This window comes from Candidatus Photobacterium acropomis, from assembly GCF_030685555.1.
Taxonomy (GTDB): Bacteria; Pseudomonadota; Gammaproteobacteria; order Enterobacterales; family Vibrionaceae; genus Photobacterium; species Photobacterium lucens.
Genome location: NZ_CP131608.1, coordinates 693,546 through 719,123, shown reverse-complemented (window position 1 = coordinate 719,123; position 25,578 = coordinate 693,546). Strand labels below are relative to the sequence as shown.

Below are 25,578 nucleotides of genomic sequence, written 5' to 3'. Positions count from 1 at the left end.
ACTCTATTGAAATACCTCAGACTGTAATCCGGCACAAGTTCAAAGAGAAAAGGTTGAACTCTTCTCACTTTTCCCCTTGAAAAGGCAAATATCGCCCTTATTTTTATATGAAGAGCAGCAAGATTGTTTTCAATCTTACGTCGATTCAGGCTTATAAATGGCTTAATGTCGTTAATGCTCAACTTTTTTAGTCTTGGTTAAGATGTAAAATCAATTAGTTACACAAAAACCAACAAAAAGATTAGAAAAACTTATTAAAATGTGTTGACCGGATAACTCCGGAAGCATATATTAATTACACGAACTGCCAAATGGAGTTCTAAATGCTAGTAAGATTCGCCTTTTTAGGGAATGCCTTATTAGTGATGTTTTATCGGATCACTCTATCGATCCGCTTAGTGTTAAACGACAGCTTTATCTATCTTCTGTCGACACTAAGACTATTGCTTATTATTGAGGATAGTTACTATGCGTAATGTAGATTTCACTCCCCTATACCGCCACGCTATTGGTTTTGATCGCTTATTCAACCTCGTTGAAGCAAGCAGTAACAAAGCACAAGCAACCGGATACCCTCCGTACAATATCGAGCAAACTGATGAGAATAATTACCGCATCACAATGGCTGTTGCTGGATTCTCTGAAGATCGCTTAGATCTTACTCAAAATGAAAATATGCTTGTTGTAACAGGGACTAAGGCTCCTGAAGAAAACAAGAACTTTATCTATCAAGGTATTGCAGAGCGCAACTTTGAACGTAAATTCCAACTTGCGGATTACGTAAAAGTGGTTGGTGCTAACTTAGAAAATGGCCTACTTCATATCGACTTAGAGCGTGAAGTACCAGAAGCGATGCAACCACGTAAAATTGCTATCGGTAAAGCAGCAACACTGCCAACTGAAGAGTAATCTCAGCGCTATTTATTAGCCTTGAATAGATAACAGAGTAAAGAGCTATCACCCTTTTATTTCGACCTAGTATCGACTGGTTGATAGCTCATCATATTTATCCCCTATCGGGAAATCGTATTTAAATTACATTGATATTTCATTTTGATGCCACTTCATCAAGTGAAACATTCTTATCTTCATTAAAATATCGAACAGAGTTCAGATAAGAATAACTAATCAATGTAATACATTGAGGAAAAAATTTATGAGTAAAATTATCGGTATTGACTTAGGTACAACTAACTCTTGTGTTTCTGTATTAGACGGTGACATGCCACGCGTGATTGAAAACGCTGAAGGCGAACGTACCACCGCTTCTGTGATTGCTTACACCGATGGTGAAACCCTTGTTGGTCAACCTGCGAAACGTCAGGCGGTAACTAACCCAGAAAATACGCTATTTGCAATTAAGCGTTTGATCGGTCGTCGTTTTGAAGACGAAGAAATTCAACGTGATCTTTCTGTAATGCCTTACAAAATTGTTAAAGCAGACAATGGCGATGCATGGGTGGAAGCGAAAGGCCAGAAAATGGCTGCGCCTCAAGTCTCTGCTGAAGTTCTGAAGAAAATGAAGAAAACAGCAGAAGAATACCTAGGTGAAAAAGTCACTGCTGCGGTAATTACTGTACCTGCTTACTTTAACGATGCTCAGCGTCAGGCAACCAAAGATGCTGGTCGTATCGCAGGGCTTGAAGTTAAACGTATTATCAACGAGCCAACAGCCGCTGCGCTTGCTTATGGCTTAGATAAAAAAGGTGGCGATCGCACTATCGCTGTGTACGACTTAGGTGGTGGTACTTTTGATATTTCAATCATCGAGATTGATAACGTTGATGGCGAACAAACCTTCGAAGTATTGGCAACCAATGGTGATACTCACTTAGGTGGTGAAGATTTCGATACTCGTTTAATCAACTACCTTGTAGATGAATTTAAGAAAGAGCAAGGCATCGATCTACGTAATGATCCACTTGCAATGCAACGTGTAAAAGAAGCCGCTGAAAAAGCAAAAATTGAGCTTTCTTCTGCACAGCAAACAGACGTGAACTTACCTTATGTGACAGCGGACGCAACAGGTCCTAAGCACTTGAATATTAAGATCACACGTGCAAAATTGGAATCACTGGTTGATGAGCTAGTACAAGGTACTTTAAGCCCTGTAAAATCAGCGCTAAAAGACGCTAACTTGAGCGTGAATGACATCACAGACGTTATCTTAGTGGGTGGTCAAACACGTATGCCACTAGTACAGAAAACTGTTGCTGATTTCTTTGGTAAAGAGCCACGTAAAGACGTAAACCCTGATGAAGCTGTCGCTATGGGCGCTGCAATTCAAGGTGGTGTGTTAGCCGGTGACGTGAAAGATGTGCTTCTTCTTGATGTAACACCACTCTCCTTTGGTATCGAAACCATGGGTGGTGTGATGACAACATTGATTGATAAGAACACCACGATCCCAACTAAGGCAGAACAAGTGTTCTCTACGGCGGAAGATAACCAAAGTGCGGTAACCATTCACGTACTACAAGGTGAACGTAAACAAGCGATGCACAATAAATCACTTGGTCAATTCAATCTTGAAGGTATTCAAGCTGCACCTCGTGGTATGCCGCAAATTGAAGTGACATTCGACCTAGATGCAGATGGTATCTTGAATGTTTCTGCAACAGATAAGGCAACTGGCAAAGCGCAAAAAATTACGATTCAAGCATCAGGTGGTTTAACTGAAGCTGAGATTGAGAAAATGGTTCAAGAAGCTGAAGCGAACAAAGACGCTGACATGCAATTTGAACAACTGGTCACTGCTCGTAACCAAGCTGACCATATGATCCACAGTACACGTAAGCAATTAGCAGAAGCAGGTGATACACTTCCAGCGGCTGATAAAGAGCAAGTTGAAAGCGCTATTACTGCACTTGAGAATGTAAAATCTGGCGACGATAAAGATGCCATTGAACAACATACTCAAGCACTAATGGCTGCGGCACAAAAGCTGATGGAGCATGCTCAAACTCAAGCAAACAGCCAGCAACAAGCTGATGCTCAAAGCAATGCAAAAGACGACGATGTTGTTGATGCAGAGTTTGAAGAAGTGAAGTAATTGCTATAGATAGGACGCTATCAGTGATAGCATCCTAGCGCAAAGAATAGATACGGGCGTAGAGATCATCTCTCTCGCCCTTTTCTGCAATAACAACCCGTAAAATGTAAATCTAATTTGGCTAACTATCTGCGCCTTTTATCCATTCAATACGCTTAAACCAATTATCGTTTTTGGGTATGATAAGCCACAGAATGTTCCAGATAGTTATCTCAATTGGGATAAGAGGTGTTACCAATGTCAAAACGTGATTTTTATGAAGTTCTTGGTGTCGCCAAAACTGCATCAGAAAAAGAAATTAAGAAAGCTTACAAAAAGCTCGCAATGAAGTTTCACCCAGACAAAAATCCGGATGATCCAACTGCTGCTGACAAATTCAAAGAAGTAAAAGCAGCTTACGAGATTTTAACTGACAAAGAAAAACGTGCCGCTTACGACCAATTTGGTCACGCTGCGTTTGATAACCCAGGCATGGGTGGCGGACATCATGGCGGTGGTCACCAAGGTTTTGGTGGTGGCTTCGGTGGCGGTAATTACGCTGATTTTGACGATATTTTTGGCGGTGCATTTGGTGATATGTTCTCTCATGCACGTGGTGGTCGTGGTGGCTTCGGTAGCCGTCATTCAACACGCCCTCAAAAAGGTGAAGATCTACAATACACCATGGAAATCGATTTAGAAGATGCGATTAACGGTGCATCTCGTGTGATTGATTTACCTGTGTTTGAAGGTAGTACCCAAGTCAATAAAAAGCTAAACATCAAGATCCCTGCTGGTATCGAAGATGGTGGTCGTATCCGTTTAAGCGGTAAAGGTCATCCTGGTATCAACGGTGGTCCACAAGGTGATGTGTTTATTCAAATGAATATTCGCCCTCACCCACGTTACACTCGTGAAGGCAACAATTTACATTGTAAAGCTACCACTGACTTCGTAACGGCTGCACTTGGTGGCAAAATCGAGGTGAATACCTTAGGTGGCGCAATTAGCCTTAAGATCCCAGAAGGGACACAAAGTGGCCGTAAGTTCCGTCTAAAAGGTAAAGGTGTTACCGATCGTAAAGGCAATACCGGTGACTTAATTGTTCAATTACACATTGAAACACCACAAAACCTAAGCGAGCGCCAAAAAGAATTACTTGCCGAATTTGCGACAGCATAAACATCATTATCGTTCAGGTTCCTATAAAGGAACTACTGGTAAGATGGACACAGACAAGATATGAGAAGCTATAACCAACATGAGGATCGAATGCTCCTCTGTTAAAACAGGACTAAGAGCCATCATTTGGTTATAGCTATCAACAGGATTCAGGTCACATAGTGCGTAATGATCGGGACATCATTATAGAAAGCCGACCTGTAACCAACGTCATTATTAAGCTGATCAAGAACGGAAAAGCACTCACCATTGTTATGGTAGTGATGGATAAACTCTGCTGGGCATTAACCACTCGGCAAAGTCATTGTCCTATCTCATCGCTTTTTTATATCGCGCATTTAGTAAGTAACTGTAAATTAAAACTCTTATGACAACATTCAAACAGCTTTCCTTAGCAGCAACTATCGCTGCATTATTCTCCTCCAGTACAGTATTTGCTACGCCTAGCAACGATGCCGTGAACACTATGCCGAATAGTGATTACTTCGCAGCAACGCAATACAAAGACGCTCAAGCGCCACTTAATAGCTTCGGTGCTATCGACGTAAAAACCAGTATTCCAGAAAGTGTACAAGTGCCAACTGCACCAGTAGAAGCCGGTGGTAATAATGGGATCCCAACACCGCTAGTACAAAAGTGGACTCAGGCAGGTGTATTCCCTCCTAAACTTGATGCACGCGCTTTTATTTTAATGGATGCTAATACCGGACAGGTGATTGCCGCTTCCGATGCCAATATGCGTATGGCACCAGCAAGCACAACAAAGTTAATGCTCATGTACATTGTTGAGCAAAAACTGGCTAACGGTGAAATCTCACTAGATTCAAAAGTACAAGTGCCAGAAGTCGCATGGCGCACCGGTGGCTCAAGAATGTTCTTAAAACCTGGCACTTATGTTTCAGTGCAAGATCTTATTCAAGGTGTGATTGTTGAATCAGGTAACGATGCCGCTGTAACACTGGCAAATTACATAGCAGGCTCACAATCTTCATTTGTTTCGATGATGAATGCCACTGCCGTTAAGCTCGGCATGCACAATACCCACTTCACCACTGTCATGGGTTTACCAGCGCCAGCACATTTCTCCACCGCTTATGATCTTGGGCTGCTCGGACAGCACATCATGAACGACTACCCTCAGTACTTTCATTTTTACGGTCAAAAGTACTTTGAATACAATCATATCCGCCAACCAAACTTCAATCGCTTATTGTTCACTTATCAATATGCGACGGGTATGAAAACAGGTAGTACAGAAGCTGCGGGCTACTCACTGGTAAGCTCTGCAGAGATACCGAATAACCCGATGAAGTTAGTAGGCGTTGTTCTAGGTACACAATCATTAAATGATGTTGCCGCTCAAAGTAAGGCACTATTTAATTACGGCTTCCGCTTCTTCAAACAAGACACCTTATATGCGGCAGACAGCAAACTTTCTGAACAAAACGTTTGGGGAGGAAAACAAGATACTGTCTCTGTAGGTCTTGAGAAGCCACTCACCTTGGTTCTTCCATCCAGCATTGATGAAAAAGCACTGCAAAGTAAGCTCCAAATCGACAGTGAAATCAAAGCACCAGTTGATAAGGGAGAGAAATTAGGCGAAGTTACCGTGACTTATAATGGCAAAGTGATTCAAACCGAGCCACTTGTTGCCCTTAACAGTGTTCAAGAAGGTGGTTGGTTCACCCGAATCTGGGCAAATATCTCACTGTATTTCCATAACTTGCTAGCTTCTCACAGTCTGTAGCCCCTAAAAAAATAGGACTGTGGTTTGGGGTTATCTCACTAACGGATAACCCTTAGCACCACAACATCATACGAATAAAGCCAATATTTTCACTTTAAAAAGAATAAGATATTGGCTTTTTATATGGATATAACAATGCCAAAAACATTACTTAAATCATCTTTTACGCTGCTCTCTTGTACCCTTCTGCTTACAACATCAACGGTATTTGCTGCAGGGATCAATGATATTAACCGAGCTGTAGAGAACAGCCGTCATCTAGAGCCGGGAGAGACGTTTACTCTTGATCAACCTTGTAAACTGTTTAATAACTACGAGCATAAAATCTACCATTGCACTGGCATGATTGGTCCTTTATCTCTGCTCAAAGATAAAACCTTAGCTGCGACGAGTTCGAGTGATGATCTGCTCTATCGCGATATTGCTTTTGTGCGTAAAGAAGATGGTCAGCCCGTATTTCAACTCCTACCCAAAGCAGCCAATAAGCCTAAATCGCAAACAGAGCCAAGCGAACAATCTGCCAAGCAGCAACTTTCCCATGTTGGCTTTCTCGCTAAGTAACACTTGTTTACAATATCAATTAAACACTGCTTTATTAAATCTATCCAACTGAAAAATAATGAGTTAGTTTCAACTCATTATTTATAATTTTTAACTAATTAGCTTATTAATTGTTTGTTTTCAGCACTCCAAAATAAATTCGCTATGTAATTTAAAGCATGCCACTTAAAATGCGCCTGCGTATTCTCGCATTATGATGTTCTACTCACGTTTGATAGTTAAAACATGATTGAAGCAAAAATTGAGCATTGGGGACTAAGACGTGTTGAACGTTATCTACCCGTCACCCATAACCTTTTCAGCAAAATTACTGATAAACGACTGTGCCAACTGTGTGTTGCTCTGTCATTTTTTATTGGCTTTATAACGACTTTCTTTATCGTTGCATTCGAGATTTATTTAGAGTTATTAGGAGAGAACTGGTTAGCCTTAGATAACCTGATCAAGCTGGCGTTAATAAACTTAACCTTTATTGGCTTAGAGCTATTTTTGTTGTTTGAAGTCGGCTTTATTACTACTGCAATTCTGATCAATCGTGCCAGTGCTAAATATCAGTTTTGCGATAAAATGAAAGCCTCACTGGTACGTGCTGTTATGGAGTTATCTGAGCCTATTGATAACATTCACGGCATAAAACCGTATAAGCAATACAGTAAGTTCCGTTACATCAAAGTGGCGCTATACACTGGTAAAGACATTCTCAGCAACTTTTTGATTAAGGCGATCCTACAAAAGTCGATTTCACGTAGCAGTGTTCGAGTGTATATCCCATTGGTATCAACTCTGATCACAGGCTTTTGGGATGCTTGGGTACAACAAAAAGCATTAAGTGAAGTACGTTTGCGTATTTCAGCCCGTGTTTATGTCCTTAACCAACTGGCAGAGCTTGAAGCAAAAGAAATGAGCCAAGCTTATATCACGGCATTACTACGCTTAATCGCTGTAAGACAAAGCTACAAGCAAGAGTGTGATGTGAATTTGGAGTATTTCTACGATCAACTTAATAAGAGTAAGCAATGTTGTTTAACGGAATTAGAATCGGTGGATTTGCTGCTAGATAGCGTAGATGCCCTGACAGCAGAAGAAAAAGCAGAGTTAATTGTGATGACGGAATACCTATTCTATTTCCGACGCTCTCCAACCCGAAATGAAAAAGACTTGCTGTGTAAACTCGGCGTGTTGCAAGCGTCTAAAACAAACCCTCTTCTTTGCTAACAAGCATCATTAACAATCTAAAAGCTAGCGGATACTTTCTAATTTTACAGGTGAAGGTTTGACGCTAGCCTTTTTGTCTCTGCGACAACTTAAATGCAGTCAAACTTTGCTCTTACTGATACAAGATCAATACCTTCAATCTCACACACCGCTTGAATCGTCGTATTACACATCAATCGCTCTAAGTATTGAGATAAATGCGGCAATGGTGTCGATGATGTTAGCGGAAAAGACCACCCCACCAACATAAATAAAAAATAATCACAGGCTGATAACCTATCACCTAATAAATACTGCTTATTCGATAATTGGTCATTAATCATTGCTAGGCTTTCAGCAATACGTTGCTCTTGTGCTGAGACAATACTGAATATAGCACTTTGATCTTCTGTATTACGGTGTGGGTAATAACGAACCATCAACTGTGCTTGCAATGTGTTAGTGAGAAACATTAACCACTGAAAGAATAACGGACGAGTATGATCACCAAGCTCAGGGATCAATTGATACTGCGGGAACAACTCACAAATATGAATACAAATGGCTGCACTTTCAAAAATAACCTGATCGCCTACCACCAAGGTAGGAATACGACCCGCAGGATTTAACGCTAAATAGGATTGGGATTTATGTGCCTCTGATTTTTTATCCACCAATACCAATTCATAATCAGCATTAACGTGATGAAGTAAAAAGTGCGGAGCTAGACTGGCATTATTGGGATAGTAATAGAGTTTCAACTTCGTTTTAATATCCATCGATTTCCTCTATGACTGGGTTTTAGCAACGAAAACATAGCTACATAACGTCAAGCCAACCACAAAACAGACAAACTGAAATGTTGGTAAAACGCTTGATAATGAACCGACCATTAATCCAGCCCCGAGCCCTAATGCTAACTTTCGATAAAGTGCCATAACAAAATCCTTTAACTAAACTAACGTCTAGGACACAGTAATAAGATCTTGCCGTTTCCCCAACGTTAATATCCTATTATTAGAAAGGCTTCATAAATAAACCTGCACAATTGCAACAACATAAACGTAAAACTGTTTCTCTCCCACTTCAGTATATTTACAGTTGTAAGTAGCGTCGGGTATTCGTTTCTATTATTTGCTGTAATTGCGCTACTGCTAGTTGGTGATGTGCTGCTAACGCCGCCACTACATCATGGATCATCATTGGCTCTCCAACTTTACCATTGTATTTACATGGTGAATCAGACTCTACCAGCAACATATCAAGCGGTATTTTCTTGGCAAACTCAAAATAATGTGGCTCAACAAAAATCCAAGGGCTGACTGAGATGAAATGTCCTTGTTGATGAAGTAAGTCAAGATTTTCATCGCTCCCCTCATACCAATGAAATAACGCCCCTTTTATTTTATAGCGTTGCAAAATCGGTAAGGCATAGTGGATATCCTCTTCCACAACATGAAGGTTCACAGGTAAGGAAAGCTCTGCAGCAATCTTAATAAAACGCTCTAACAATACACTTCCCTGTTGTTTGATAAGATGTTTTTCTGGCTCGGTTTTATCATCCAAATAGAAAAACGGAATACCAATTTCGCCAATGCCAGAAAGTAGATCTCGATGACTGTAAATCAAGTCGATAACAGTTTGGATCATCACCTCGTCACAATCTTTTTCAGGATGAATACCAAGGAAAAGGTAAATATTGTCAAGATATTGCAGCTTCAATTGGATTAACTGCTGAGCACTTTCTTCCGTCATTGATACCGCACCAATGCGTCCATTTTGCGCAATGAACGTATTTAATCGATCAAACGGAACACTTTCTAAATGGCAATGAATATCGGTCAACACAGTATTTTCTCCAAACGAAAACAGTAGGGATTATACCCAATTACATAATGACTGAAGCTCTATTTTCCCATTTGCTTTCTTCGTGATATGAAAAAGCCTCCAATAGTCATGAATACTATTGGAGGCTTTCCTAACAAGCTAACCGCATTTATTTGGTCGTTGTTTGTGATGCTGTAGGCTGAGCAGGAGCTGCATCTTTTAATTCAATTTTATGATTAGGTTGCTGAGCCATGTTTTGCTGCGCAAACTGTTGAAACTGCTTTTGCATTTCTTGCATTTGCTGTTGTTGTTGCGCCATTAAATTTGCCATGTTCATTTGCATACCGCCCATGTCATTCCACGAGTTGGCAAATACGTTATTCATTTCAATCTGTTGTTTTTGTAGTTGATCAAAGAAGGCTTTATCAACTTTGGCGTTATCACCCTTAGATTGGAACTGGACAATTTCGTAGTTCATTGGACCTTGTGGGGTTTGCACCGTACCTTTGGTAACGGTTTTCTCACCATTGTCTGTTTTAATGGTTTTCGTGGTCTGGTTTGGCTGAACATTCGCTTTTGCTGTTTGTGCATTTTTAACGTTTGCCAGCTTGATCCAACCAGTTTGACCATTGCTTGGGTTGCCGACTTTCGCCCAACCATCTTGCTTATAAATCGTAATTAATGGCGTATCAGCTTTAACCGTTTCTAATACTTTTGCTGATACATTTGGCTCATTGTATAACTTTACACCATCGGCATTGTTCGTTGCAGCCCATACAGCTGTACTCATACATGCAACTGCTGCAATACCTGCGAATGCTAAAACTGAACGCTTCATAAGATATCCCCTATGCATAGTGACTTTGATTAAAAGGTGAAAAATACTGTTACACCATGCATAACCTTTAATAGATATATTATGTATTTAAAATTAATTGAAGATGAACGAAATACTGTCTGTTTACTTTTCAGCCGGAGAGACAGTGATGTATTGTCGTTTTAATTTTGACTTTTTATTCTCATACATTTTTTTATCAATGCTATTCATCGTTTTGACTAAATCACTTTGATAAAAATCTGCACCATAACTGAAAGTAATAAATGAAAACTCATCAAATTCATGGCTAATCTTTTGTTTTAAAAGCAACATTCTTTTATCAACAGCTGAAATATAATTACTCTCAGTAATAATAATAAACTCATCACCACCATAGCGAATAACACTATCATCTGAACGAAACACTGAGCGTAATAATGCAGAAAAACGTTGTATTAATTCATCGCCTTTTACATGCCCGTAATGATCATTTACTAATTTAAAATTATCTAAATCAATTAAAATGATCAGACTCTGGGCGGTGAAATGATAGTTTTTCAAAAAACGCTTGTTGTACAGACCACTCAACTCATCAATTAATGATGTTTTTAAGTACAGTTCTTTTTCACAATAAAGATCCGTAATATCTTTGGCTATCATATAGTAGAAAGTATTACCGCCAACTTGTGTTTCAAACTCCACCACATCAAAATAGCTTGTTGTATCTCCTAGCTGACACTCTATTACATTGCTAGATGACTGCGTATCCTGAACGATACTCAGGTGATGATAAACTCGCTTTATAGAGCAAGTTGGAATAATACGCTCAGCAACTAACTCATTGTATGTTTTACCTATTAAGCAAGTCTTAGTGTAGGTTTCTACCCACTGCTCTAACCTATTATTTATAAATACAATGCGATGTTCCGTATCTCTTACGCACAGTAGTCCAGGAAAATTGACTAAAAAAGGCGTTAAATAGCCATCAACTTTATCAACCATGATTTAATGTATAAATGCGTGAATATTTGCAAAATGTATAATAGAAACCACTCTAAAAGCAAGGTTTTTATGCAATAAAGTGCACATGCATATATTTCAATTATCTTACTCTTTTATCACTATAATCTGTTTCGGATAGCGTTGTACTAACTCATTAGTCAAATAGGACGATGTTCCTTGCTCAAGCTCAGAAATGGGAGCTTCAGTAACAACATCAAGGCGGATACCAAATTCGTGTTCATGCGCTTTAAAGCTATCAAATACCTTTTTCTCTTCTTCCGTTAAATGCGTTAAGTCTTTACCTTCCAATGCCATGACTTTATCTAATAATGCTTTATTTTCGATATTCATTTATTCACTCACTCAACAATAACCATTCTTATAACGGTACTCCTCTCACTTTTTTATTGCATCTTTATCTATGTAGAATAGGGTCTTAATTATTGTAATTTATTAGAACCCATAAAATAAAACGCCTCATTTAATAACGAGGCGTTTATTTTTTCGATAATTATTCATTTTGTTCAGACTTTGCAACCCAATGCTCCGTTTCATCAAAAGCGTTATCACACAAATCAATTGAGAAGCCCATTTCAGCAATTTCTTTCAGTGTTAAATTATCAGCTAATACTGCCACTTCGCCTTTATTGTTTGTTAATTCCATTCTATTTCTCCATTATTAGTCTCAACATCTATATGAGTATAACCATGGATAAAATTATCGATGAAAAAAAAGCCTATTCTGATGACGATTCACAATAGGCTACTTTTACAAGGTGTCTTACTTCAACTTTACAAGTTCCCACGGCGAATCAGGGCGATCTGGTTTGTCGCCTTTCGTCCACCACTTCGCTTGGTATATATTACCTCGATATTCAACTCTATGACCGCCACTGTAAGCAACTGAGGGCTTCCATTTGGCAACCGTACTCGATTCTGTTGAGCTGTCTTCAACCCAAACCGGTGATATATCTGGTCGCTCACCTTTTGTCCACCACTGAGCGATATACTTCTTACCGTCATAAGCAACTTTATCGCCACCGTTATAAACAGTATCTGCATTCCATTCATTCGCATCTGGAGCTAATGGGGCAGGCAATACATCAACTAGCGTTGATTTAGACACGCTCGCCTCTCCATCAGAAACAATGATGGTAATACTGCTCTTTATAGCTTCCGTTATGTGTGGTGCAGAGTAAGTCACTGTAGCGGTGCCATTATTATGATTTGTAACATTGGCATTAACAGCAGTAAATGTTAAAGCATTATTATCAATATCTGTCGCTGAAACTGAAAACGTGACAGTCTGTCCTGATTCCACAGTTAACATATTAGGTGTAGTTAAAACTGGCGGTGTATTTTTATCACTGTGACTAAAAACATGATCTACAGCTTCAGCGAGTGGTGAGCGTAACTGAGTACATTTCTTTAGCCTATTACCATAATTAATAAATGTTCCTTCACACTGAATATCTCCATTTGCTTGCCAAATAATCACACCACCCAGATCATGATTAAGAACATATTCTGCTTTTTTTGTGATCGACTCAGGGTTATCGTAACTTAAGATATATTGATCTTTTACTGCATAGGGAATGTCTGCATTGGCATCCCACAGATGCTCCCATCCTGTCGATTTTACAATTTCATTATAATTAGGCTGTCCATCATGTGCAGGCCAATTAGTCACATCGGCAGCTGAATATGCAGGTCCATCAATTGCAAAAGTCATATTTCTTTTCGCTGTTGGAGCACCGATATAAGCTTTAGACGCAGTTGTTTGTACCCCTCTGCCGTAAAAAGCCAAACCTAAATTAACTTTTTCAGATGAAATACCATGCTCAACCAACCATTTTCGCAATAACTCTAAATTTAGCGCTTCACTTTCTTGCTCAGGGTATGGGTATAAAGGCGCATTATGTCCAGCAACATCAGACCAGCCGCCATCAAGATTGAATGTGAGCATATTAAAGAAGTCCATCGACTTATCTAACCGATTCCAATCAAAGCCTTCTAATTTTGCAGTCGATGCAGAAAATGCCGCTGAAAGTAATTTATCACTACCAATGCGAGCACGAATATCTTCCATCAATTGAGCAAAATTATCGAAATCATCAACACTGCCACTAAAGTTTAAGCCACCAAAACCAGGGTATTCCCAATTAATATCAATACCATCGAACCCCAGTGCCATTAAACGATCAACATCAGCTAAAAAGCGTGCTTTTTTTGCAGGATCTGCGGCCATTGCCGGAAAGTGTTTAGACATGCTCCAACCACCAATCGACGCCATGACTTTAACGCCATTTTGGTGTGCTAAATCAATTAAACCGGGGGCTCCCCCTTCCTTTTTTAATGGAATAGGTAAATTACCGGTAATACCTGAAGGCTCGTGTAACCAACCATGTCCTGATTTCACAAAACCTTGTTCTTTTACTTTTGCCATATTTTCCCCATCAGAAACTTCATCAAATGGAAAATAATTCAAGTATTCAAGTTCACCCCATAAAATAGGTAAGTCCCAACCGCTATTCTGTTGAGTATTCAATAATGATGCAGGCTCTTGTTCAGCACCTTCTACATATAATGTCGGGTTACGAAAATCAGCACTGTGTAACGAGCCATTATTCGCCACCCCAAAGAATGAGAAGTTAATAATAGAATAAATGTCTAAATTGACATTTAAGTGTGTGGCCTCACCTTGAGTAGAATACCCAGCTTCAACACCTTTTGATGCTTCCCATTGCGTTAAATAGCCAATGACATTTTTATCGTGTGTCGGTGCTGCGCTAATACTCATGGATACGCTACTGAATAATACTCCAGCTGCAACATTTGCAATCCATGCCTTTTTATTAATTTGTTTCATATTCCGCTCCACATATCTATATAGATAGTGCAATTACCTAACCAACAGAAATACACTGTAGTTTCCAACTACTTATTCTGTTATCATCCATGCATTAAGCTTTATATTGTTATTATTAAACCAACTTCCTATTTGTATTGTCATAATTAAAAGCCATATAAATACAAATGATGATTGGTAGTTATTATATTTATGTATTAATCAATATTATTAACAAATCAAATAACATTGAAAAACATAACGAATAAAGCGTATAAGGTTACATAGATTTAATTATCAAAATAATCGATCGTGTGCGGATATTCCCACAAATAAATTAATTTATAAATAATATTTGTTTTACTATTAAAGCAAGATCAACAAGTAAAGTTTATTAATTTTTAATAATGTGACAGATATAACACATCATAAAATATATAAGTTATTTATGCGTAACTTTAGCAAGTTCACAATTCATTGCTACAATGTTACAAAGATAGTAAATTAATATAAAATATCAATTTAATGGACTAGGTATGATAAAAAATACGACTAATACATCACAAGGGATGTTGTTATTTAAATTATCTGCTCTGCAAAGCTTTGCCATCGGGACTCTTAAAGTCAGAGAAATCGTGCCTTACACCAATTTGAGTGTTATACCAAAATCTCATCCTACCGTTTTAGGGACTACCACACTACGCGGGGATACCGTACCCGTTATTGATATGGCAAAAGCCATTGGCTATCCTGCGATCAGTCAAGAAGAACGCCAGCGCTGTTTTATTATTATTACCGACTGTCGTCGAAAGCTTGTCGGTTTTTTAGTCCGAGGAATTGATCGAATCACCGAATGTAATTGGCAAAATATTGAAGCGCCGCCACAACATTTAGGCAGTGATATTTTCGTGACGGGTGTTATGCGTGAAGACAATAAGCTAATTCAGTTATTAGACGTCGAATTACTCCTCTCTAAAATATTTCCAGATGATCCTTCTACGTTATTACCTTCGTTAACAGATATTGAAAGAGAAACCTTACGTCCACTTAAAATCTTATTAGTCGATGATTCAGCTGTAGCCAGAAGACAGTTAACTCAAGCATTGGAAAGTATCAGTGTGCCCTATTTTGTGGCAACAAACGGACAAGACGCTTTTAATATGATGCAAAGTGCAGCTCAAGCCAATGAACCGTTCCATATTTTAGTCAGTGATATTGAGATGCCGGGGTTAGATGGCTATGAGTTAGCCTTTAATGTGAAAAATAGCGACTTACTCGTGTCGACCTACATTATACTTCACACATCACTATCAAGCGAAATCAGTGTGTCTCAAGCACATCAAGTTGGGGCACAAGAAGCATTAACGAAATTTGAAGCCAATGAACTGATTCACGCAATGCTTCGAGGCGCAGAGCAGCATAAAGCCTTAATCAGTTAAATAAACAAAAGCGAGAAAGTGTCATTATATTTGACCCTTTCTCGCTTCTTACTCACTATTTAGCTTATAACTTAACGAATAAAGCGGTTATAAATAAATAGAATGATGAAAGCACCTAAGGTTGCAGTCACAATACTACCGATATTGACACCTGTCGCATGACCTAAACCAATAAACTTACCTACATAACCACCAACAAATGCACCACCAATACCTAGTGCCATTGTTACGATCCAGCCACCGCCGTCTTTACCTGGCATAAGAAACTTAGCCAATGCGCCTGCGATCAAACCAAGAATGATCCAAGAAAAAATACCCATAGGAACTCCTATATAAACCCAATATAGTAAAAACGCATATTTGTTAATTGTAGACTGATCTTATTTGGTAAGGTTCAAAGCTAATAAGGTATATTTATAAAAATATTGTTCAATTGCTTATTAATCATTCAATTACAGTATCTTTTGCACGTAAAACATTCCCGATTTATTGATAATTATATAAACATATAGCTAATTCTTAGTGTAAGATGCGCGCTTGTTGATGATTTTCAGATAAAATAACATGCCGGGGTAAGTGCAAAATGAAATACGATTGGATTCTCTTTGATGCAGACGAAACTTTGTTTTCTTTTGATGCATTCAAAGGGCTTGAGCTCATGTTTTCTCGTCATGGTATTCGCTTCACTGAAACGGATTTTATTGAGTACGAAAAAGTTAATCGTCCATTATGGGTTCAGTATCAAAATGGGGAAATTACCGCGACAGAATTACAACAAACCCGTTTTCGACCATGGGCTAAAAAACTCAACACCACTGAGCAACAACTCAATGATGATTTTATGAATGCTATGGCAGATATATGCCAAGCCTTACCGGGCGCAAAGTCTTTATTAAATTCATTAAAAGGCAGAGCTAAATTAGGCATCATTACCAATGGCTTTACCGCATTACAGCAAATTCGTTTAGAAAAAACAGGCTTTGCCTCTTACTTTGATCTGCTTGTTATTTCAGAACAAGTGGGAGTTGCCAAACCCGATCGCCGTATTTTCGATTACAGCCTTGAGAAAATGGGCAATCCAGCTCCTTCCCGTGTATTGATGGTTGGCGATAATCCCCAATCCGATATTCTTGGTGGTATTAATGCAGGCTTTGATACTTGTTGGTTTAACCATCAAAACCAACCTCAACCAGAAAATATTACCCCAAACTACCAAGTTGCTACCTTGGCTGAGCTTGAAAAAATCCTTGAATAATATCAACAGGTTGTAATTTATAAATTGTATTTATCACTATTTTATCCTGCATTATGGTGATAAATACACTGTTCATGAAAAATGAAGTACAAATAAATACCGATTATAGCTTTACAATCCACTTAAATAGATTTAGTTTTAGGTCAATTATTTCATCAGGCGCATATATTATGTATTCAATTAGCCAAAACAATTTAACAGTATCTTCTGCTGTATTTGTTATGAATACATCTGTGCTTGTCTCTGTCGTCGTCGTCAACTAAACGCTGACGTTTAAGTTTATTCGTCAGTTACTGCTGGCGGATACTATCTCACCTCTTTTATCTTCCAGCACACTGACTTTCATTGAGAAGGTATGCCATTTGAAGAGAAGAGAACTAGCCGCGATTGGATTTATGACCTTTGCCTTGTTTTTAGGGGCAGGTAATCTGATCTTTCCACCTATGATGGCGCAGCAAGCTGGTGAAAACTGGCTGATTGCAATTGGTGGCTTTCTATTAACTGCTGTTGGTCTACCCGCTTTAACCTTGATTGTTCTTGGTCGCCTATCTTCAGCCAACAAACTTACAGCTTCGCTACCGAACTGGATGGATCGCACTTTCTGGTTCTTAGTATTAACAACCCTTGGTCCTGCCTTTGTTTTACCACGCGCTGTAACTGTCGCTTATGAAATGGGCATTAAGCCTTTCTACCACGGCGACGGCTTAATGGTGTTCTCCATTCTGTTTTGTTTACTGACGTTAGTATTGGCACTAAAGCCGGGGAAACTCGTTAATTACATCGGTAAAGTAATGACACCAGCCCTGATCGCGATGCTGGCTTTATTAGTTATCGCTGCACTTGTTAATCCATTAGGCTCACCCACTGATGCTAACGCTGTTTATAAAGCAGCACCAACCGTAAACGGTATGATCCAAGGCTACATGACGCTCGATGCTATTGCTGCTGTCGCATTTGGTTGGGTGATCATCCAAACGATCCGCAGTACAGGCGTTAAGTGTGATAAAGCCATTTCTTACTACACCTTACGTGTAGCAGGTATTTATGCGGTATTGATGTCGCTATGTTACCTAGCGATGGGTTACCTTGGTGCAACATCATCGTCTATCGCGCCAAACTCTACCAATGGTGGTGAAATTTTAACGCGCTACGCTGCTGGCGAATTTGGTACCTTTGGTCAAATCCTCTTAGCAACCATCACTTTAATGGCATGTTTAACCACCACGATTGGTTTAACTAACGCAAACGGCGAATACTACAAAAATACTTACCGTGTACCATTTACCATTAGTGCAACGGTGATCATGACGCTAACAGCACTGATCTCTAATGTGGGCTTAGAAACCATTATCGAAGTCAGTTTACCTGCTATTTTGATCTTATGCCCAATCGCTGTATCACTGATCATTGCTATTATTTTCATGCCGAAAACAGTGAGTAATGAAACACGTAAACTGTCTATGAGCCAAACCATTATTGTGATTATCGCAACCCTATTTGGCACCATTGATGCGTTGAATATTCTAGGCAAGATACCAGCATCAACCCTAAAAGAGCTCAATACATGGTTGCCTCTTTTCCATGCTCATGCCTCATGGTTACTGCCTGTGTTAGTAACGGTTGTGATCAGTAAAGTGATCCATACGACTCAACGTCGTAGTGATGTTGTAGCCCAATAATACCAACGGCTGAAGTTATGTTCTCTTCCCTAACTTCAGCCTTTTCCTCTTGAAACCTTCAATTCGTCCCTAAGTTAAAGTATTTATAAAAAACCGATTTATATTTCATTCGCTGCTAATATTTTGATTATTAACAGTCAATTCATCTACTATTGCTAGTAAAAAAACGCATACCATAAAAAAATCATTTACAACACTACGTTTTCTTTATATGTTGTAAGCGTTAATTTCGTCACATACCAGAAGTTGTTAAGTTATGTATTCAGCAAAGCTAGAACATAAAACAAGAAAATACTTAGCATCGAACCAGCTATCCAGTTGGGGCGAAACTTCTGCTGCTGTGTTACAACAAACAGCACGAATTATTACCGCTATTATCCTAGTGATTATTCGCTAGGCTGGCGGTTAAACTTCCGTCAGCCGAGCTGGCGGAGGATACTATCAAGTCAACTATCTTCTATCAGCAAACCTGCGGAATACAATTTTAATCATGGATGTGTAGCTCATTGCGCAATACGCCGATGTTTGTCTATAACTTCAAAAAATGCAGGTATCCAATTTGAAAACACAAGACATCTTCGTACTAGGTCTCACGACATTCGCCCTCTTTTTGGGCGCTGGTAACTTAATTTTTCCACCAGCGATGGGTTTAGACGCAGGTACTTCACTTACTTCTGCCATGGGTGGCTTTTTGATCACAGCAGTTGGTCTACCTGCTTTTACTATTATCGTGTTAGGTCGTATTGGTAATACCAATAACCTTACTAAAGCACTGCCTAAATGGTTAGGTACAACGTTTTGGGTGCTTCTATTTACTGCAATTGGCCCGGCTTTTGGTATGCCACGTGCTGTAACAGTAGCTTATGAAATGGGTATTCAGCCATTTTTCAAAAGCGATCACCTTGTTGCGTTTTCAGTGATCTTTTCAGCACTCACATTATTCCTTGCTTTTAAACCGGGTAACCTTGTGACTTACATCGGTAAGATCATGACACCTGCATTGATCCTTCTATTATGTGGTCTTGGTTTATCTGCTTTTCTAAACCCATTGGGCGTACCAGCAACACCGTATGGTGATTACCAAACAAGTGCTGTGACTAGTGGCTTGATCCAAGGCTACATGACAATGGATGCGATTGCGGCAGTTGGTTTTGGTTGGGTGATCATCCATGCAATTAAAGCGAAAGGTGTTACCACTCAGCAAGGAATTGCTTCTGCTTCTATTAAAGTAGCATTGATTTATGCTGCATTAATGGCTGCTTGCTACATTGTAATGGGCTACGTAGGTGCAACCTCTTCATCTATTGCTGAGCATGGCGTAAATGGTAGCGTTATCTTAACCCGTTACGTGGCTGGTGAGTTTGGTCACTACGGTCAATGGTTACTGGCAGCAATTATCTTGATGGCATGTTTAACGACAACGGTTGGTCTAACGAACGCTTGTGCTGAATACTACCAAGATACGTTTAAAGCTTCTTTTGGCTTAACCGCGACCATTATTGTGGTACTGACTTGTATCATTGCAAACTTTGGTCTAAACGACATTCTAAAAGTAAGCTTGCCTGCTATCTTAGTGCTTTGCCCTGTTGCGATTGCACTAGTATTAGCATCATTAGCAGCCTCTACACTGACAGTATCTCGCTTAACGCATACTACAGTATTAGTGACAGCCACGGCTTTCGGCACTATTGATGCGATTAATATCTTAGGCAAAATGCCAAAAGAGTTAGGTACTTTCTTTGCTGACGCATTACCGCTATACAATGCCCATGCAAGTTGGTTATTACCTTCTCTATTCATGCTGATTGCAACAGCGGCTATTGGACGCACAGCAGTGGCTGAGAATAAATTCGGTCGTGTCGATTACCGCTTAAAAACAGCGAACAACGAGTAATAAAAAAGCAGCGATAGTTGGGGCTATCGCTGCTTTTGTTTTCTCGAAAGTAAAAAGCCTCTGTACTATTCAGTGCAGAGGCTTTTTTAATGCTTATTCAGGCTTACGTTCGCCAGTCATAAATGCATGAAGAATTTCTGGCGTTAGCTCACCTGCTTCTTCTAAACGCTTTAATTCAGCAACAATTTTCTTTTGCTCATCAATCTCAGGGATCGGTAACTCTGGCTCTTTTTCGAAATCATCAGGAATAGATAGATTTAAATCATGCATAGGAAAACCCTAACTTTTTAAAATAATAAATATTGGCTTGATTATACACGTAAATGACCATTGAGCGCACCTGGATTAGGCAAGACGCTTTGGGGAAGTCTTTGATGAAAAACAATTTAAAACAACAGATAACGGTTATAAAAACAGCAGTGATATCTGTAATATCACTGCCGTATAACAAGCTAAATAATCGTGTTATTAATTACTTAATAGATTGCTGATGCTTAGCAATTAACTGCTCCATTGCCTCTTGAGCACGTTGCTGAGCATGTACCATGGTATCTTCATGCAGCATTGGCTCAACCACCTCGTAGTAGCATTTTAATTTAGGCTCTGTGCCTGATGGTCTTACAATCACACGGGAACCACCTTGTAAGTGATAAATAAGCACATCACTGACAGGTAGATCAATCGCTTCTACTGTGCCATCACTGAAAATACGTAGCGATTGTTTATAATCTTCTGTGCAAACAATGGGCAAACCAGCTATTTCTGTCGGTGGTGTTGCACGTAATGTGTCACCAATCGGTGCAGCTGTAGGATCTAACGCAATACTTCGTTGCGCATTAACATATAAACCATGTTCACGGTAAATCGCTTCAAGTTGATCCCAAATGGTTTGTCCTTTGGCATGTAGCTCTGCGGTTAACTGAGCAAAAGCGACCAATGCTGATAAACCATCTTTATCCCATACTTTACTACCAACGGTGTAACCTAACGCTTCTTCATAGGCAAATAGGAATTGATGCGTTTCTGTTTGCTGTGCCATAGCAACATTCGTCAACCATTTGAAACCCGTTAAAGTCTGGTAATAACGAGCCCCTAATGTAGCCGCAATTTTGCCTAATAGGCTTGATGAAACAATGGTGTTACCGACAAGGTTTTGGTTTGCTGGCGCATGACTTAATAAATAATAACCAAACAGAATGCCCACCTGATCCCCTGTCAGCATTTGGTATTCACCATCATCTCGACGAACAGCGACAGCAAAACGATCAGCATCAGGATCGTTGGCACAAGCTAAAACGGCATCATGCTTTTTCGCTTCCGCAATAACAAGATCCATCGCCCCTGCTTCTTCAGGATTCGGAAATTTAACCGTTGGGAAAGTACCATCTGGCTCTCTTTGCGCTGCAACACTGTATACATGGGTAAAACCAACGTCAGCCAATAATGTTTCTGCCATTTCAGCACCCACACCATGCATTGCGGTGTAAGTAACTTTAATCGCTTGCGGCTCGGTATGATTCGCCAACAACGGATTACTGTTCATGGTTTGACGATAAGCTTGGTAATAGTCATCATCCAGCCATACCAATAGCCCCTTTTCCGCCGCAACTTCTAATGATAATTGTGATAATTCATGCGTTGTCGCTTTATCTATTTCTTCAGCGATACCCGCATCTTGCGGTGGAATGATCTGAGCGCCATTACCCCAATACACTTTAAAGCCGTTATATTCAGGAGGGTTATGACTTGCAGTAACAACAACTGCGGCTGCGGTATTCAGATGTTTAACACCAAAGGCGACCACAGGTGTAGGGGCTACTTTAACCGTTAAGTACACTTTGATGCCCTGTGCGGTTAACACTGATGCCGTATCATGCGCAAATTGCTGAGAATCAGGACGACCATCATAGCCGATGACCACACCTTTACTGGCTGCTTCAGGTACTGAGCGCAATAAATATTGCCCTAACCCTGTTGCAGTTTCCTGTATCACCAGTCTGTTCATTCGATTAGGACCAGCACCAACAACACCTCGCAGACCCGCTGTACCAAATGCTAAACGACCATTAAAACGATCGGCTAATTCTGCTTGGTTATTGTCTTTAATTAGCTGTTCAAGTTCATTACGTGTTTTAAGATCAGGGTCACGTTCCAACCAACGAGCGATATCACTATTCATTATTATTGTCCTGCTATGTTGATGATTATCTTAATCACTATCGAATGTCTGATTCATATAATAGCCATTTGCTATTGATATCACTACTTAACCACAAATGATAAACATTCGCATTAGATATAATGATATTTTTACCACACTCACACCCATCTGTTTAATTATTGCACACGCAAACGATAGCGTAAGTTCAAAGTTATACAATGCTATTACTGCGATAATCTTGGTTATATTTAAGTACCGTTTATTGCTTTCTAGGTCGCGAAATACCTAGCCTACCACTGAAAACACATGAGTAAATTCCGCTCTTAACCAATGACCAACACACCGATAAGATTTGACGTAATAACATAAAATCATGGGGTTATTCGCACATAATTATGATTAAACACTGACACAAGCCCATTAGGCTAAACCTATATACCTCATTTTGCTGTCGTTAACTGAATATATAAGGATATTGTCATGCGTGCGATTCTCCTCTCTCTTGTCCTGCTTATTACTGCTTGCTCTCAGGCTGAAAGCTCACCTGAAAATGCAAATGTAGATCTCGCATTTTTACTGAATAACCAACGTTTAGTGGCAACAACACCAAAGGAAATTATCCCCCCTCTTGCGGTAAAGGTGTATTCATTAACAGAGAATGGTGAATGTGATAATGGCTCATGCCCACCAACACAATTTTATATTGCTGTATCACAATATGGCGAGATGCCACAGCAAACCTATTTCGTAACAGAAAAAGAGCCGAATTTAACCTTTGAGCATTGGGATTGGATGAAAACAGCTAAATATTCTGAAAAGCGCCCATCAGTGTCGTTTGTGGTCAGTTATAGTGAGAACGGAAAGAAAGTATTTAAAACCATCACGGTTGATATGAATGACATTCACTACGCAACCGAAGAGAAAAAATAAGCCATATTTGTGAATAGAAAAAAGCAACAAAAAAGCCGATGTCGTAAATAACATCGGCTTTTTTCATGCATTACTAGCAGTAATGATTTACCACATCAGATCGTCAGGGATAACAAAATCTGCATATGGGTCATCTTCATCAACAATACTGTCATCAACCGTATTGTTAAGCACAATGCTAGACTCATCACGAAGTGCAATCTTATCCGCAACAGCCGCTGGGATCACTTCGTAACCGTCTTGGTAACGTGCAATCGCTAAGCGACCATTTACTAACTGATCTTGCATTACTTTATCAACATAAATCTTCTTAACCGTTGAGCCATCAGTAAAGTTATAACCGATGTCACCGTCTTTACGATCTAAGCGATTCATCTCAATAAGCTGTTTAATTTGAGAGGCTAACTCTTTTGCCTTCACTTCTTCGTCACGGGCACGGTTAAGCTCTTTATCTTTTTCTAACTGCGCCTGACGATTTGCTTCAACAGCAGCTTTTGCTTCTTTCGCTTGAGTGCGCGATTTTTTAGACGATTTACCCGCCTTTTTAAGCTTTTTCTTATCAATAAGCCCTGCTTGTAGCATCTGCTCTTGTAGACTTAGCTTTGCCATTGAAACTCCATAAAATTATTCATGCATTACCAGTGTAGACCCACTGATTTATGGACGTATTATCACTTTTAGCGCTAAAACAGGTCAAGCGTAAACACAAAAATTACCTCATCGTTATTATGAGCTTTACTCCCAGAGATTAGACAGATACATTCATGCAATAAATCAATGTTCAAAATTTAACCAAACACCATTCTATATATTGCAATAAAACACTGTTGTCATTCTTCATTTTTAAAAAATATGCTTTCTTATAAGGATATAGCTTATCGATAAACGATGACCTAGTATCGAAATCAAACCGTATCTCAATAAAAATGACAACAACATCTAAGCACAACAGAGAGTTGGGATTGAGCATACTTTCCATAAGACTTAATTCAATAAAAATGAGTTGTTCTTAAATTTTCGTCTAGTCTTTTTAATGACTATTTCTTCATTTAGGGAATGTAAACAATGGGTTTATTAGATTTCGCACGTAATATCGGCACAAAATTATTCGGTAACGAAGAAGAAGCACCTGAGAAAATCACACAGCATATTGAAGACAATAACCCTGGTGTTTCTGATCTTAAAGTTGAAGTAAAAGACGGTGTTGCAACACTATCTGGTCAAGCTGATAGCGCAGAAGCACGTGAAAAAGCGATCCTGATGACAGGTAATACTGAAGGTATTGAATCTGTTGTAGATAACATTTCTGCACCTGCATCAACAGAAGAAGTGTCTTACTACGAAGTTCAATCTGGTGACAGCCTATGGAAAATCGCTGAAAAAACACTAGGTAACGGCGCTGATTACGAGAAAATCTTTGAAGCTAACCGTGAAGTTATCATTGACCCAGACAAAATCTTTCCAGGTCAAAAGCTTCGTATCCCAGCAGCAGCTTAAGTTCAATATTTAAGGTTTAATTATGGATATCGCAGAGATTCTACGTATTGGTGCTCAACTATTTGCACAATCAAGTGCAAATACTGATGGCCTAAACGAAAACAACATTATGTCAGCACTGGCTCGCCTACTTGGTGGTAACAGCAATGGTGAAGGTATTGATTTTAACAGTATCCTTCAATCACTTAACGGTGCTGGTTTAGCGAATATCGTTGCATCATGGTTGGGTAATGGTGAAAACTCACCAATCTCTGCTGATGATATTGCTAAAATTTTCAATCCAGATCAGTTATCAAACTTTGCTAACGATCTACAAATGCCTAAAGATGAAGCTGTAACAGGTTTACAGGAAACGTTGCCGGGTATGATTGATAAAGCAAGTCCAAACGGTGATATCGCATCTGAGTTGTTCCAAGCTGTTGGCGGCATGGACGGTATCATGAACCTAGCTTCAAGCCTATTTGGTAAAAAATAACCATTAGCTTGTAGATATGTTTCTAAAGGCGATAAGTAG

General features: G+C 39.4%; 26 protein-coding genes. 14 read left to right on the top strand and 12 right to left on the bottom strand.

What is annotated here, in order from left to right; genetic code table 11:
* Positions 1–323 precede the first annotated feature (323 nt).
* From Q7657_RS03240 to Q7657_RS03210, 7 genes are all read left to right on the top strand, one after another.
* A complete protein-coding gene (locus Q7657_RS03240) occupies positions 324–476 on the top strand; it encodes a hypothetical protein (RefSeq protein WP_498827293.1) in 153 nt (50 codons plus the stop codon).
* Entirely contained in the window at positions 469–909 is a 441-nt protein-coding gene (locus Q7657_RS03235) for an Hsp20 family protein (protein WP_006644850.1), read from the top strand. Before Q7657_RS03240 ends, Q7657_RS03235 begins: the two co-directional genes overlap by 8 nt.
* A gap of 247 nt (positions 910–1,156) precedes the next feature.
* On the top strand, positions 1,157–3,052 hold the full coding sequence (gene dnaK / locus Q7657_RS03230; RefSeq protein WP_107165943.1) for a molecular chaperone DnaK: 1,896 nt from the start codon (positions 1,157–1,159) through the stop codon (positions 3,050–3,052).
* A gap of 237 nt (positions 3,053–3,289) precedes the next feature.
* Positions 3,290–4,213, top strand: a complete 924-nt coding sequence (locus tag Q7657_RS03225; RefSeq protein ID WP_107165944.1) for a DnaJ C-terminal domain-containing protein — start codon at positions 3,290–3,292, stop codon at positions 4,211–4,213.
* Positions 4,214–4,580: 367 nt separating this feature from the next.
* Positions 4,581–5,960, top strand: a complete 1,380-nt coding sequence (locus Q7657_RS03220) for a D-alanyl-D-alanine carboxypeptidase family protein (RefSeq protein WP_053988850.1) — start codon at positions 4,581–4,583, stop codon at positions 5,958–5,960.
* Positions 5,961–6,095: 135 nt separating this feature from the next.
* A complete protein-coding gene (locus tag Q7657_RS03215) occupies positions 6,096–6,521 on the top strand; it encodes a hypothetical protein (protein WP_107165945.1) in 426 nt (141 codons plus the stop codon).
* A 225-nt stretch (positions 6,522–6,746) separates the two neighbouring features.
* On the top strand, positions 6,747–7,736 hold the full coding sequence (locus tag Q7657_RS03210) for an LBF_2804 family protein (protein ID WP_107165946.1): 990 nt from the start codon (positions 6,747–6,749) through the stop codon (positions 7,734–7,736).
* 89 nt (positions 7,737–7,825) lie between these two features.
* Here the strand turns inward: Q7657_RS03210 and Q7657_RS03205 are convergent, their stop codons facing one another.
* The 8 genes from Q7657_RS03205 to Q7657_RS03170 all read right to left on the bottom strand — a co-directional run bounded on the left by Q7657_RS03205 (position 7,826) and on the right by Q7657_RS03170 (position 14,230).
* A complete protein-coding gene (locus tag Q7657_RS03205) occupies positions 7,826–8,494 on the bottom strand; it encodes a glutathione S-transferase family protein (protein ID WP_107165947.1) in 669 nt (222 codons plus the stop codon).
* A gap of 9 nt (positions 8,495–8,503) precedes the next feature.
* Positions 8,504–8,653, bottom strand: a complete 150-nt coding sequence (locus Q7657_RS03200) for a hypothetical protein (RefSeq protein ID WP_181319846.1) — start codon at positions 8,651–8,653, stop codon at positions 8,504–8,506.
* 157 nt (positions 8,654–8,810) lie between these two features.
* The gene (locus tag Q7657_RS03195; protein WP_107165948.1) at positions 8,811–9,563 is read right to left on the bottom strand and encodes a TatD family hydrolase; all 753 of its coding nucleotides are present in this window, start codon (positions 9,561–9,563) and stop codon (positions 8,811–8,813) included.
* Between the two features lie 148 nt (positions 9,564–9,711).
* Positions 9,712–10,380, bottom strand: a complete 669-nt coding sequence (locus Q7657_RS03190) for an SH3 domain-containing protein (protein WP_053988845.1) — start codon at positions 10,378–10,380, stop codon at positions 9,712–9,714.
* 123 nt (positions 10,381–10,503) lie between these two features.
* Complete coding sequence (locus Q7657_RS03185; protein ID WP_053988844.1) at positions 10,504–11,361, bottom strand: GGDEF domain-containing protein; 858 nt, start codon at positions 11,359–11,361, stop codon at positions 10,504–10,506.
* A 105-nt stretch (positions 11,362–11,466) separates the two neighbouring features.
* Positions 11,467–11,712, bottom strand: coding sequence for a hypothetical protein (locus Q7657_RS03180; RefSeq protein ID WP_107165949.1), 246 nt, complete (start codon positions 11,710–11,712; stop codon positions 11,467–11,469).
* A 160-nt stretch (positions 11,713–11,872) separates the two neighbouring features.
* On the bottom strand, positions 11,873–12,025 hold the full coding sequence (locus tag Q7657_RS03175; RefSeq protein WP_164488058.1) for a hypothetical protein: 153 nt from the start codon (positions 12,023–12,025) through the stop codon (positions 11,873–11,875).
* 117 nt (positions 12,026–12,142) lie between these two features.
* The gene (locus tag Q7657_RS03170; RefSeq protein WP_107165950.1) at positions 12,143–14,230 is read right to left on the bottom strand and encodes a glycosyl hydrolase family 18 protein; all 2,088 of its coding nucleotides are present in this window, start codon (positions 14,228–14,230) and stop codon (positions 12,143–12,145) included.
* A 515-nt stretch (positions 14,231–14,745) separates the two neighbouring features.
* Between Q7657_RS03170 and Q7657_RS03165 the strand changes: the two genes are divergently transcribed.
* On the top strand, positions 14,746–15,648 hold the full coding sequence (locus Q7657_RS03165; protein ID WP_107165951.1) for a chemotaxis protein: 903 nt from the start codon (positions 14,746–14,748) through the stop codon (positions 15,646–15,648).
* 71 nt (positions 15,649–15,719) lie between these two features.
* Here Q7657_RS03165 and Q7657_RS03160 read toward each other — a convergent pair whose 3' ends face one another.
* Positions 15,720–15,968, bottom strand: a complete 249-nt coding sequence (locus tag Q7657_RS03160) for a GlsB/YeaQ/YmgE family stress response membrane protein (protein WP_053988841.1) — start codon at positions 15,966–15,968, stop codon at positions 15,720–15,722.
* Between the two features lie 263 nt (positions 15,969–16,231).
* Here Q7657_RS03160 and yjjG point away from each other — a divergent pair, with 263 nt between their 5' ends.
* The 3 genes from yjjG (at position 16,232) to brnQ (Q7657_RS03145) (ending at position 20,476) form a co-directional block, all read left to right on the top strand.
* Complete coding sequence (gene yjjG / locus Q7657_RS03155; protein ID WP_107165952.1) at positions 16,232–16,903, top strand: pyrimidine 5'-nucleotidase; 672 nt, start codon at positions 16,232–16,234, stop codon at positions 16,901–16,903.
* Positions 16,904–17,298: 395 nt separating this feature from the next.
* Entirely contained in the window at positions 17,299–18,582 is a 1,284-nt protein-coding gene (gene brnQ / locus Q7657_RS03150; protein ID WP_392397321.1) for a branched-chain amino acid transport system II carrier protein, read from the top strand.
* Between the two features lie 559 nt (positions 18,583–19,141).
* Complete coding sequence (gene brnQ / locus Q7657_RS03145; protein ID WP_107165954.1) at positions 19,142–20,476, top strand: branched-chain amino acid transport system II carrier protein; 1,335 nt, start codon at positions 19,142–19,144, stop codon at positions 20,474–20,476.
* A gap of 93 nt (positions 20,477–20,569) precedes the next feature.
* Here brnQ (Q7657_RS03145) and Q7657_RS03140 read toward each other — a convergent pair whose 3' ends face one another.
* Complete coding sequence (locus Q7657_RS03140; protein ID WP_008989033.1) at positions 20,570–20,746, bottom strand: ATPase; 177 nt, start codon at positions 20,744–20,746, stop codon at positions 20,570–20,572.
* A 202-nt stretch (positions 20,747–20,948) separates the two neighbouring features.
* Positions 20,949–22,655 carry a phospho-sugar mutase gene (locus tag Q7657_RS03135; protein ID WP_107165955.1) on the bottom strand — a complete coding sequence of 569 codons (1,707 nt, stop codon included), beginning with the start codon at positions 22,653–22,655 and terminating at the stop codon, positions 20,949–20,951.
* Positions 22,656–23,117: 462 nt separating this feature from the next.
* Here Q7657_RS03135 and Q7657_RS03130 point away from each other — a divergent pair, with 462 nt between their 5' ends.
* Entirely contained in the window at positions 23,118–23,567 is a 450-nt protein-coding gene (locus tag Q7657_RS03130) for a hypothetical protein (protein WP_053988836.1), read from the top strand.
* An 87-nt stretch (positions 23,568–23,654) separates the two neighbouring features.
* Here Q7657_RS03130 and Q7657_RS03125 read toward each other — a convergent pair whose 3' ends face one another.
* Entirely contained in the window at positions 23,655–24,176 is a 522-nt protein-coding gene (locus Q7657_RS03125) for a DUF2058 domain-containing protein (RefSeq protein ID WP_107165956.1), read from the bottom strand.
* Between the two features lie 456 nt (positions 24,177–24,632).
* On the opposite strand from Q7657_RS03125, the gene lysM reads away from it, so the two are divergent.
* Together lysM and Q7657_RS03115 are read left to right on the top strand one after the other, a co-directional pair.
* Positions 24,633–25,064, top strand: a complete 432-nt coding sequence (gene lysM / locus Q7657_RS03120; protein ID WP_023934748.1) for a peptidoglycan-binding protein LysM — start codon at positions 24,633–24,635, stop codon at positions 25,062–25,064.
* A gap of 22 nt (positions 25,065–25,086) precedes the next feature.
* Positions 25,087–25,539 (top strand): YidB family protein, encoded by a 453-nt coding sequence (locus tag Q7657_RS03115; protein WP_053988834.1) that lies wholly within the window; start codon positions 25,087–25,089, stop codon positions 25,537–25,539.
* Positions 25,540–25,578 lie beyond the last annotated feature (39 nt).

What these genes read in the sequence shown, in the direction of transcription:
- Q7657_RS03240 (WP_498827293.1), top strand. Translation starts at nt 324, where the DNA reads ATGCTAGTAAGATTCGCCTTTTTAGGGAATGCCTTATTAGTGATGTTT.
- Q7657_RS03235 (WP_006644850.1), top strand. Translation starts at nt 469, where the DNA reads ATGCGTAATGTAGATTTCACTCCCCTATACCGCCACGCTATTGGTTTT.
- dnaK (WP_107165943.1), top strand. Translation starts at nt 1,157, where the DNA reads ATGAGTAAAATTATCGGTATTGACTTAGGTACAACTAACTCTTGTGTT.
- Q7657_RS03225 (WP_107165944.1), top strand. Translation starts at nt 3,290, where the DNA reads ATGTCAAAACGTGATTTTTATGAAGTTCTTGGTGTCGCCAAAACTGCA.
- Q7657_RS03220 (WP_053988850.1), top strand. Translation starts at nt 4,581, where the DNA reads ATGACAACATTCAAACAGCTTTCCTTAGCAGCAACTATCGCTGCATTA.
- Q7657_RS03215 (WP_107165945.1), top strand. Translation starts at nt 6,096, where the DNA reads ATGCCAAAAACATTACTTAAATCATCTTTTACGCTGCTCTCTTGTACC.
- Q7657_RS03210 (WP_107165946.1), top strand. Translation starts at nt 6,747, where the DNA reads ATGATTGAAGCAAAAATTGAGCATTGGGGACTAAGACGTGTTGAACGT.
- Q7657_RS03205 (WP_107165947.1), bottom strand. Translation starts at nt 8,494, where the DNA reads ATGGATATTAAAACGAAGTTGAAACTCTATTACTATCCCAATAATGCC.
- Q7657_RS03200 (WP_181319846.1), bottom strand. Translation starts at nt 8,653, where the DNA reads ATGGCACTTTATCGAAAGTTAGCATTAGGGCTCGGGGCTGGATTAATG.
- Q7657_RS03190 (WP_053988845.1), bottom strand. Translation starts at nt 10,380, where the DNA reads ATGAAGCGTTCAGTTTTAGCATTCGCAGGTATTGCAGCAGTTGCATGT.
- Q7657_RS03185 (WP_053988844.1), bottom strand. Translation starts at nt 11,361, where the DNA reads ATGGTTGATAAAGTTGATGGCTATTTAACGCCTTTTTTAGTCAATTTT.
- Q7657_RS03180 (WP_107165949.1), bottom strand. Translation starts at nt 11,712, where the DNA reads ATGAATATCGAAAATAAAGCATTATTAGATAAAGTCATGGCATTGGAA.
- Q7657_RS03175 (WP_164488058.1), bottom strand. Translation starts at nt 12,025, where the DNA reads ATGGAATTAACAAACAATAAAGGCGAAGTGGCAGTATTAGCTGATAAT.
- Q7657_RS03170 (WP_107165950.1), bottom strand. Translation starts at nt 14,230, where the DNA reads ATGAAACAAATTAATAAAAAGGCATGGATTGCAAATGTTGCAGCTGGA.
- Q7657_RS03165 (WP_107165951.1), top strand. Translation starts at nt 14,746, where the DNA reads ATGATAAAAAATACGACTAATACATCACAAGGGATGTTGTTATTTAAA.
- Q7657_RS03160 (WP_053988841.1), bottom strand. Translation starts at nt 15,968, where the DNA reads ATGGGTATTTTTTCTTGGATCATTCTTGGTTTGATCGCAGGCGCATTG.
- yjjG (WP_107165952.1), top strand. Translation starts at nt 16,232, where the DNA reads ATGAAATACGATTGGATTCTCTTTGATGCAGACGAAACTTTGTTTTCT.
- brnQ (WP_392397321.1), top strand. Translation starts at nt 17,299, where the DNA reads ATGACCTTTGCCTTGTTTTTAGGGGCAGGTAATCTGATCTTTCCACCT.
- Q7657_RS03140 (WP_008989033.1), bottom strand. Translation starts at nt 20,746, where the DNA reads ATGCATGATTTAAATCTATCTATTCCTGATGATTTCGAAAAAGAGCCA.
- Q7657_RS03135 (WP_107165955.1), bottom strand. Translation starts at nt 22,655, where the DNA reads ATGAATAGTGATATCGCTCGTTGGTTGGAACGTGACCCTGATCTTAAA.
- Q7657_RS03130 (WP_053988836.1), top strand. Translation starts at nt 23,118, where the DNA reads ATGCGTGCGATTCTCCTCTCTCTTGTCCTGCTTATTACTGCTTGCTCT.
- Q7657_RS03125 (WP_107165956.1), bottom strand. Translation starts at nt 24,176, where the DNA reads ATGGCAAAGCTAAGTCTACAAGAGCAGATGCTACAAGCAGGGCTTATT.
- lysM (WP_023934748.1), top strand. Translation starts at nt 24,633, where the DNA reads ATGGGTTTATTAGATTTCGCACGTAATATCGGCACAAAATTATTCGGT.
- Q7657_RS03115 (WP_053988834.1), top strand. Translation starts at nt 25,087, where the DNA reads ATGGATATCGCAGAGATTCTACGTATTGGTGCTCAACTATTTGCACAA.